The 7804-nt window shown below is 68.0% G+C and carries 9 protein-coding genes; 7 read left to right on the top strand and 2 right to left on the bottom strand.

What is annotated here, in order from left to right; genetic code table 11:
• The 3 genes from EJK91_RS15020 to EJK91_RS15010 form a co-directional block, all read left to right on the top strand.
• The coding region (locus tag EJK91_RS15020; RefSeq protein WP_241178708.1) for a DUF349 domain-containing protein at nt 1–1270 on the top strand (1270 nt) is incomplete at its 5' end.
• 80 nt (nt 1271–1350) lie between these two features.
• Nucleotides 1351–1806 (top strand): SRPBCC family protein, encoded by a 456-nt coding sequence (locus EJK91_RS15015; protein ID WP_024441193.1) that lies wholly within the window; start codon nt 1351–1353, stop codon nt 1804–1806.
• Nucleotides 1803–2516 carry a hypothetical protein gene (locus EJK91_RS15010; RefSeq protein ID WP_046301719.1) on the top strand — a complete coding sequence of 238 codons (714 nt, stop codon included), beginning with the start codon at nt 1803–1805 and terminating at the stop codon, nt 2514–2516. Before EJK91_RS15015 ends, EJK91_RS15010 begins: the two co-directional genes overlap by 4 nt.
• Here EJK91_RS15010 and EJK91_RS15005 read toward each other — a convergent pair.
• Entirely contained in the window at nt 2482–3078 is a 597-nt protein-coding gene (locus tag EJK91_RS15005) for an Rv2732c family membrane protein (RefSeq protein WP_125079315.1), read from the bottom strand. The two genes, EJK91_RS15010 and EJK91_RS15005, sit on opposite strands and share 35 nt — an antisense overlap.
• Nucleotides 3075–4514 carry a tRNA (N6-isopentenyl adenosine(37)-C2)-methylthiotransferase MiaB gene (gene miaB / locus EJK91_RS15000; protein ID WP_231383994.1) on the bottom strand — a complete coding sequence of 480 codons (1440 nt, stop codon included), beginning with the start codon at nt 4512–4514 and terminating at the stop codon, nt 3075–3077. The genes EJK91_RS15005 and miaB overlap by 4 nt, the downstream gene beginning before the upstream one ends.
• Before the next feature lie 116 nt (nt 4515–4630).
• Between miaB and EJK91_RS14995 the strand changes: the two genes are divergently transcribed.
• The 4 genes from EJK91_RS14995 to EJK91_RS14980 are packed head-to-tail and all read left to right on the top strand — an operon-like array spanning nt 4631 to nt 7765.
• Nucleotides 4631–5389 (top strand): amino acid ABC transporter ATP-binding protein, encoded by a 759-nt coding sequence (locus EJK91_RS14995; RefSeq protein WP_024441197.1) that lies wholly within the window; start codon nt 4631–4633, stop codon nt 5387–5389.
• Nucleotides 5389–6210 (top strand): glutamate ABC transporter substrate-binding protein, encoded by an 822-nt coding sequence (locus tag EJK91_RS14990; RefSeq protein WP_024441198.1) that lies wholly within the window; start codon nt 5389–5391, stop codon nt 6208–6210. Before EJK91_RS14995 ends, EJK91_RS14990 begins: the two co-directional genes overlap by 1 nt.
• Nucleotides 6207–6884: an amino acid ABC transporter permease gene (locus EJK91_RS14985; protein WP_024441199.1), complete on the top strand. Its 678-nt coding sequence runs from the start codon at nt 6207–6209 to the stop codon at nt 6882–6884. Before EJK91_RS14990 ends, EJK91_RS14985 begins: the two co-directional genes overlap by 4 nt.
• Nucleotides 6881–7765 carry an amino acid ABC transporter permease gene (locus EJK91_RS14980; protein WP_024441200.1) on the top strand — a complete coding sequence of 295 codons (885 nt, stop codon included), beginning with the start codon at nt 6881–6883 and terminating at the stop codon, nt 7763–7765. The genes EJK91_RS14985 and EJK91_RS14980 overlap by 4 nt, the downstream gene beginning before the upstream one ends.
• The last annotated feature ends 39 nt before the right edge of the window (nt 7766–7804 follow it).

The raw sequence follows: 7804 nt of genomic DNA, 5'->3' as shown, positions 1-7804 counted from the left end.
CCTCGGGCCGAAGCCCGGTGCCCGGCCTGCCCCGGCCGTTATCGGGCCGCCCACCGTTGACCCGCACCGATTCGGGCGGATCGACGACGACGGCACGGTGTGGCTGGTCACGTCGACCGGTGAGCGTCAGATCGGCTCCTGGCAGGCCGGCGACCCCGAGGCCGCGTTCGCCCACTTCGGCCGCCGGTACGACGACCTGAGCACCGAGGTGACCCTGCTCGAGGAGCGGTTGTCGTCCGGCAGCGGCGACGCCCGCAAGATCAAGGCATCCGCTGCGGCGCTGGCCGAGCAGTTGCCGACGGCCAGCGTCCTCGGGGACGTAGAGGCGCTGGCCGCTCGGATCGCGGCGGTTAGCGAGCACGCCGACAGCGTCGCCGCGGCCGGCCGTGCGCAGCGCGATGAGCATCGAGCGGCGGCGACCGCACGCAAGGAGGCGCTGGCCGCCGAAGCCGAGGAGTTGGCCGCGACCTCGACACAGTGGAAGGCCACCGGCGACCGACTGCGCGCCATTCTCGACGAATGGCGCACCATCACCGGCCTGGACCGCAAGGTCGACGACGCGCTGTGGAAGCGCTACGCCGCGGCCCGCGACGGCTTCAACCGGCGCCGCGGCTCGCACTTCGCCGACCTCGATCGCGGCCGCGCCGGGGCGCGCGAGGAGAAGGAACGACTGTGCAAGCGGGCCGAGGAGCTGTCGGGGTCCACCGACTGGGCGTCCACCAGTGCCACGTTCCGGCAGCTGCTGGCCACCTGGAAAACGACGGGGCGGGCCTCCAAGGACGTCGATGAGGCACTGTGGCAGCGGTTCAAGGCCGCCCAGGACACGTTCTTCTCAGCCCGCAACGCCGCGAACGCCGAACGCGACGCCGAACTGGAGGCCAATGCCACCGCCAAGGAGGCCCTGCTGGCCGAGGCGGAGCGGATCGACCCGACCAACCAGAACGCCGCGCGCGCCGCGCTGCGCTCGATCGTCACCAAGTGGGACGACCTGGGCAAGGCGCCCCGGGAGCGTTCCGCCGAGTTGGAACGGCGACTGCGGGCGGTGGAGAAGAAGGTCCGCGACGCCGGTGCTGCCGCAGAGGCCGCCGTGGTGGATCCCGAAGCAGAAGCCCGGGCCGCGCAGTTCCGCACCCGCGCCGAACAGTTCGAACGTCAGGCGCTCAAGGCCCAGGCCGCGGGCCGGGACAAGGAGGCCGCCGAGGCCACCGCCAACGCCGAGCAGTGGCGGCAATGGGCCCAGGCCGCCGAACAGGCGCTCAACCGGCGCTGACCACCTGCCGATGTTTGAGCATCGGCACCGCCGGGCTACCACCCCCAGTGAGACAACAACCAACTCACTGGAGGTGACGCATGAGCAATATCACCGCAGCACTCGACGTCAAGCGCCCGATCCGGACGGTCTACAACCAATGGACCCAGTTCGAGTCGTTCCCGAAGTTCATGGAGGGCGTCGAACAGGTACAGCAACGCGACGCCACCCACCTGCACTGGAAAATCAAGGTAGGCCCGGCGTCGCGTGAGTTCGACGCGACGATCACCGAGCAACACCCCGAAGAACGGGTCGCGTGGCGTTCCGACAGCGGCCCGAGCCACGGCGGCGTGGTCACCTTCCACAAGATCGACGATGGCACCACCCGGGTGACTACGCAGATGGACATCGACCCCGATGGTGTGCTGGAGAACGTGGCCGACAAGCTGAACATCCTCGACCACCGTGTCCATGCGGATCTCAAGCGGTTCAAGGACTTCATCGAGAGCCAGCCCGCCGAAACCGGTGGTTGGCGCGGAGATGTACCGCGCCAATGATCGACCCGGCCAGGTGGGTGTTCCGCTGGGGCGCCGCGCTGCGGCATCGCCGGTTTTTCCATCCCGACGGTGTGCTGGCGACGGGCTCTCTGGAACGCGACGCACCGGCAGACGAAGGTCTGCCGGTGCCGTCAGCCCCCGTCGTTGCCCGGATCTCCAAAGCCACGGGCACGCCTGGCCGGCTGCCCGACGCCGTCGGCCTGGCGCTTCAGATTCCGGAGCCGCAGCATGACCCCAGTTGCTGGGACATCTTGCTGGTCTCGGCGGGCTCCGGGGTGATCGGCCGAACGCTGGGCGTACGGCCCGCGGTGTCGTGGTCGGGGCTGCGGATGACCACCCTCATGCCGCTGCAGTATCGAGAGCAGCTGTGGTGGCTGCGAGCCCGGCTGACGACGCGGGTGGACGGCTACGGATTGGCGTTGAGCAGCATCCGCAAGCAACTCGACGGCGGCCATATCCGCTTCGAAATCGACCAGGCCTGCGGTACCGGCGAATTCCGACCGCTGGCCCACCTGGTTCTGCACAGACATGAGGAGACCGACGGGGCGGGCCACGACGTCTCGTTCGACCCGATCGTGCACACCGCGCCGGGGGTTCAACTGCGTCCCGGGTGGCTCGCCGAGTTGCGCGCCCGCGCCTACCGCGGAAGCCGCGAAGGCCGGGCCGGGGCCAGAACTACTCGCTCGGCGGCGGGTCCTCGGGACGGCTGAGATCGTCCAACAGGTTTCGTGACTGCAGCTGCGCGGTGCTCTGCCGGCGCTGGGTCTCGGCCGCGAGCTGCAGGGCGGTGCGTGACCAGACCACGCGGGCCCAGTGGAACGTCAGCACGATCAGCGTGATCCAAGCCAGGATCAGCCCGATGCCCGGGCCCGGGTCGCCCGGCACCGCGGTCTGACGAGACCACACGGCCAGGAGTCCGGCTGCGGAGGCCACCGCCGAGCCCGCCAGTGCCACCCAGGCCACCGTCCAGCGCCGGGTCACCAGGGCCAGCAGCGAGAACCCCACCCCGAATACCAACGCCAGCCACATGAACAGCTGCGACGGCAGCGTCACCAGAGCTTCGTCGGTGCCCTGGCCGGGAAACAGGACATCCCAGCCGCGGACGGAACCGGTGTGCGGCAGCAGGAACGAGCCGAGCAGCACGAAGACGCAGATCGCGACGACCAGCCCCCTGCCGCCGGGGTCGATTTCCCCGGCGACACGCCGCTCAGCGGCCTCGATGTCGGCGCGGTAGGCCTCGAAGTTGTGCTGATTGTCTCGGTTGCCGCTCATCGCGCCACCCCCGGCATCTTCGGCATGCCCAGTCCGACACCGGGCGTTGGTTCGGCATGGCTGTCACCGGCCCTGGTACGCCGATGGCTCAGCAGGGCACCGTCAGCGAGCAGGTGGTGCGGTGCCGCTCCGGTGACCGTCGTGGTCACCACGTCACCGGGGCGCACCTGTGCGGTCCCCGGGGCGAAGTGCACCAGCCGGCCGTCGCGCGCTCGGCCGCTCATCCGCGCCGTCTGGGCGTCCTTGCGGCCTTCACCGACTGCCACCAGCAGTTCGACGGTGCGCCCGATCTGGGCCTTGTTCTCGTCCCAGGAGATCTGTTCCTGCAGCTCGATCAGCCGGTCGTAGCGTTGCTGGACAACCTCTTTGGGCAGCTGATCGGCAAGCTCGGCGGCCGGTGTTCCGGGCCGCTTGGAGTACTGGAAGGTGAATGCGGCCGAGAATCGCGCGGCGGCCACCACCTCAAGGGTCTCGTCGAAGTCCTGCTCGGTCTCACCGGGGAAACCGACGATCAGGTCGGTGGTGATGGCGGCGTCCGGAATGGCGGCCCGAACCCTGTCGAGGATGCCCAGATAACGCTCGGCGCGATAGGAGCGGCGCATCGCCCGCAACACCCTGTCCGAGCCGGACTGCAGCGGCATGTGCAGTGTGGGGCACACGTTGGGGGTCTGGGCCATCGCCTCGATGACGTCGTCGGTGAATTCGGCCGGATGCGGCGAGGTGAAGCGGACCCGCTCCAGGCCGTCGATGTCTCCGCAGGCCCGCAGCAGCGACGCGAATGCACCGCGGTCGCGCGGCAGTTGCGGGTCGGCGAAGGAGACGCCGTAGGCGTTGACGTTCTGGCCCAGCAGGGTTACCTCGAGAACGCCTTCGGCGGCCAGCGCCCGCACTTCGGCGAGGATGTCCTCGGGATTGCGATCCACTTCCCGGCCACGCAACGACGGCACGATGCAGAAGGTGCAGCTGTTGTTACAGCCCACCGAGATGGACACCCACGCCGCATAGGCCGAGTCCCGCGCGGCGGGCAGCGACGACGGGAATTCCCGCAGCGATTCGACGATCTCCACCTGGGCGCTCCGGTTGTGCCGGGCGCGCTCCAGCAATGCCGGCAACGATCCCAGGTTGTGGGTGCCGAAGACGACGTCCACCCACGGCGCGCGGCTCAGCACGCTGTCTTTGTCCTTCTGCGCCAGGCAACCCCCGACGGCGATCTGCATGTCGGGGTTGCTGCGCTTGTTGGGGGCCAGGTGACTCAAGTTGCCGTAGAGCTTGTTGTCGGCGTTCTCCCGCACCGCGCAGGTGTTGAACACCACCAGGTCGGCGTCGGCGTCATCGGCTGCCCGCCGGTAACCGGCCTGCTCGAGCATGCCGGCAATGCGTTCGGAGTCGTGCACATTCATCTGACAGCCGTAGGTACGCACCTCGTAGGTGCGCATCTGTTCGGAAAACACCGGCAAACTCACCCGGTCTATGGTACGGCGGGCGAGTCGATCGGAGTGACCAGGCCGATAGCGGCGCTCGCGCCACGTCTTCCTGGGTAGGGTCAGGTCCCATGACCAGCGGCGGGCCGGATCTGGTGCCGATGATCGCCATCCACCACGTCAACAAGTACTTCGGCGGCCTGCACGTGCTCAAAGACGTCAACCTCGAGGTCGCTCGCGGCGAGGTGGTGGCGATCCTGGGCCCGTCGGGGTCGGGCAAGTCCACCCTGTGCCGCACCATCAACCGGCTAGAAGTCGTCGACTCCGGCGCGATAGCCGTCGACGGCCAGCCGCTGCCGGCCGAGGGTGCGGCGCTGGCCCGGCTGCGGGCCCAGGTCGGCATGGTGTTCCAGTCGTTCAACCTGTTTCCGCACAAGACCATCCTGGACAACGTCACACTGGCACCGATGAAGGTGCACAAGATGCCCCGAACGCAGGCACAGCACCAGGCGATGGCGCTGCTGGAGCGGGTTGGGGTGGCCGACCAGGCCCACAAACACCCCGCACAGTTGTCCGGCGGACAGCAACAGCGGGTGGCGATCGCACGTTCGTTGGCGATGAACCCGAAGGTGATGCTGTTCGACGAGCCGACCAGTGCCCTGGACCCGGAGATGATCAGCGAGGTGCTCGATGTGATGACCGCGCTGGCCGACGACGGGATGACCATGGTGGTGGTCACCCACGAGATGGGCTTCGCCCGCCGTGCAGCTGACCGGGTGGTGTTCATGGCTGACGGCGCCATCGTCGAGGAAGCCGCCCCCGCAGAGTTCTTTGGCGCGCCGAAATCCGCACGGGCCCAAGACTTTCTCGCAAAGGTCCTCGACCACTGATGCCAGCGGCGCGAACCCTGCACGTGCTGGCACGGTCCTGGGCGGTCCTGTCAGTGGTGTCCGCATTGGCCGCGCTCTGCACGGCGTGTACCGCGCACGACAGCGGCAAGATCACCGTCGGCGTCAAGTTCGACCAACCCGGCTTGAGCGTCAAGAAGCCCGACGGCACGCTCGGCGGATTCGATGTCGAGGTGGCCCGCTACGTGGCGGCCCGACTGGGCTACCCGCCCGACCGCATCACCTGGATCGAAGCCCCGTCCGGTCAGCGCGAGATGCTGCTGCGCAATGGCCAGGTCGATTACCTGGTGGCCACCTATTCGATCACCGACTCCCGGCGTCAGAAGGTCGACTTCGCCGGCCCCTACCTGCTCACCGGCCAGTCGCTCCTGGTGCGGGCCGACAACACCGACATCACCGGCAGCGCATCACTGCAGCGGCACAAGAAACTGTGCTCGGTCTCGGGCTCCACCCCCGCGCAACGGATCAAAGACCGCTATCCCGGGGTGCAGCTGCAGCGCTACGACACCTATTCAGCGTGCGTGGAGGCACTGCGCAACGGCGCGATCGACGCGGTGACCACCGATGACGTCATCTTGGCCGGTTACGCCGCGCAGAGCCCCGGGACCTTCAAGCTGGTCGGCGAACGCTTCTCAAAGGAGCTCTACGGGATAGGTGTGCAAAAGGGCAACGACGGGCTACGCCGGCGGATCAACGACGCCCTCGAGGAGATGGAACGCGACGGTTCGTGGCGAGCGGCGTTCGTGGACAACTTCGGCCCGGCCGGCTTCGCGGTGCCCGAGCCGCCGCCGATCGAGCGATGATGTTCGCCGAGTATCGAGGACAGATCCTCCAATCCTTCACTGTCACCGTCGAGTTGGCGGTGCTGTCCGGCACGCTCGCACTGGCCTTGGGTACCGGGTTGGCCGCCATGCGGCTGGCCCCGGTCCCGGTACTGCGGTGGATCGGCGGCGGCTATGTCCATCTGGTGCGCAACACCCCGCTGACCCTGCTGTTATTGCTGTGCTCGTTCGGCCTGGCTCAGACACTGGGAGTCTCGCTGACCGATCCGCAGTCGCCGACGTCGATCGACGACAGCAACTTTCGCCTGGCCGTACTAGGACTGGGTGTGTACACGGCGTCGTTCGTGTGCGAGGCGGTGCGCTCCGGCGTCAACACGGTGGGCATCGGCCAGGCCGAGGCGGCCCGCTCACTGGGGTTGAGCTTCACTCAGAATCTTCGGATCATCCTGCTCCCCCAGGCTTTTCGAGCGGTGATCATCCCGCTGGGCTCGGTACTGATCGCGCTGACGAAAAACACCACCTTGGCCTCAGCGATCGGGGTTGCCGAGGCGGCGCTGCTGATGAAGTCGATGACCGAGAACACCGCGGCGCTGCTCGGGGTCGGTGCGGTGTTCGCCACCGGATTCGTCGTACTGACCCTTCCGTTGGGCCTGGTGTTCGGATATCTGGACCGCCGCTGGGCGGTGTCGCGATGAGGCCCGCGCCGCGCGCGACGGTGCTGTTCGACACGCCGGGGCCCCGCGCCCGCGCCCGCTACCACGCTTTGTCGGTGGCGACAGTCGTGGTTGCCGGACTGCTTGGGTGGGTGATCTATTCGCGGTTGTCAGCCAAAGGCCAGCTGACCGCGGAGAAGTGGACGCCGTTTCTGACCGCGGACCTGTGGCGCACCTACGTGCTGCCCGGGGTGGTGGGCACACTGACCGCGGCCGCCTGGTCGATCGGGCTCGCGCTGATCCTCGGCGTCGGGCTCGGGGTCGGCCGGCTCTCGCAGATCAGACCGTTGCGCTGGAGTTGCGCGGTGATCGTGGAGTTCTTCCGGGCTATTCCAGTGCTGATCATGATGATCTTCGCCTATTTCATCTACGGGCTGCTCAACGTCTTCCCGCCGCAACAGATCGCGCTGGCCGGGGTCGTCACCGGGCTGACCCTCTACAACGGCGCCGTCATCGCCGAGATCGTGCGCGCCGGGGTCAAGGCCCTGCCCGCCGGTCAGTCCGAGGCGGCCGCTGCGCTGGGGCTGGGCTGGGGCGCCTCGATGCGACTGGTCCTGTTGCCGCAAGCCGTCACCGCGATGCTGCCGGTGCTGGTGTCACAACTGGTGGTGGTGCTCAAAGACACCGCGATCGGCTACCAGATCACGTTTGTGGAGATGGTGCGCCAAGGCACCGTCGTCGGCTCCCAGTACAGCAATTACCTGCCCGCATTGCTGGTGATCGCGGCGCTGATGATCACCGGAAATCTGGCGCTCTCGGCAGGTGCCATCGGACTGGAGCGGCGGCTGCGCCAGGCCCGCCACTCCCCCTTGGGGGCAGCCACAATTGAGCCGGAGGGTACCCCGGGCACCCGGGTCGTTTAGGGACTGCGCGCGCGGTGTCCGGCGTCTAGAGTCGGACTC

It is taken from the genome of Mycobacterium sp. P7213, assembly GCF_900604305.1.
GTDB lineage: Bacteria > Actinomycetota > Actinomycetes > Mycobacteriales > Mycobacteriaceae > Mycobacterium.
Note: the sequence above shows the minus strand (reverse complement) of the source record. Positions and strands in the feature narration are given on the sequence as shown.

What these genes read in the sequence shown, in the direction of transcription:
- EJK91_RS15015 (WP_024441193.1), top strand. Translation starts at nt 1,351, where the DNA reads ATGAGCAATATCACCGCAGCACTCGACGTCAAGCGCCCGATCCGGACG.
- EJK91_RS15010 (WP_046301719.1), top strand. Translation starts at nt 1,803, where the DNA reads ATGATCGACCCGGCCAGGTGGGTGTTCCGCTGGGGCGCCGCGCTGCGG.
- EJK91_RS15005 (WP_125079315.1), bottom strand. Translation starts at nt 3,078, where the DNA reads ATGAGCGGCAACCGAGACAATCAGCACAACTTCGAGGCCTACCGCGCC.
- miaB (WP_231383994.1), bottom strand. Translation starts at nt 4,514, where the DNA reads ATGCGCACCTACGAGGTGCGTACCTACGGCTGTCAGATGAATGTGCAC.
- EJK91_RS14995 (WP_024441197.1), top strand. Translation starts at nt 4,631, where the DNA reads ATGACCAGCGGCGGGCCGGATCTGGTGCCGATGATCGCCATCCACCAC.
- EJK91_RS14990 (WP_024441198.1), top strand. Translation starts at nt 5,389, where the DNA reads ATGCCAGCGGCGCGAACCCTGCACGTGCTGGCACGGTCCTGGGCGGTC.
- EJK91_RS14985 (WP_024441199.1), top strand. Translation starts at nt 6,207, where the DNA reads ATGATGTTCGCCGAGTATCGAGGACAGATCCTCCAATCCTTCACTGTC.
- EJK91_RS14980 (WP_024441200.1), top strand. Translation starts at nt 6,881, where the DNA reads ATGAGGCCCGCGCCGCGCGCGACGGTGCTGTTCGACACGCCGGGGCCC.